This window comes from Bradyrhizobium uaiense, from assembly GCF_010811875.1.
GTDB classification, from domain to species: domain Bacteria; phylum Pseudomonadota; class Alphaproteobacteria; order Rhizobiales; family Xanthobacteraceae; genus Bradyrhizobium; species Bradyrhizobium uaiense.
This window is the reverse complement of the sequence record NZ_VKHP01000758.1, coordinates 1-249: the sequence shown is the minus strand read 5'-3', so window position 1 is coordinate 249 and position 249 is coordinate 1. Positions and strand designations below refer to the sequence as shown.

General features: G+C 61.0%; 1 pseudogene. It reads right to left on the bottom strand.

Annotated features, from left to right (window positions below):
* A pseudogene (locus FNJ47_RS47345) lies at nucleotides 1–126 on the bottom strand (IS5/IS1182 family transposase); the annotation flags it as partial.
* Between the last annotated feature and the right edge of the window lie 123 nt (nucleotides 127–249).

Sequence of the window (249 nt, the reverse complement as noted above, 5' to 3'; positions counted from 1 at the left end):
GGACAAGCCTTCGATCAATGCGGCGGCTTGCGGTGCATCGCCCTTCTGACCCGCGGTCAGCGTGAACCGCACCGGACATCCCAAGCCTCGAACGGCCAGATGTATCTTGGTGCTCAGGCCCCCGCGCTCGCCGTCATTCCCAACAACCCGTCACGCGCGCTCAAATACCCACTCGACAAGCATCTCTACGCCCAGCGTCATCTCGTCGAATGCTGCTTCTCAAAGCTCAAGCAGTTCCGACGTGTCGCA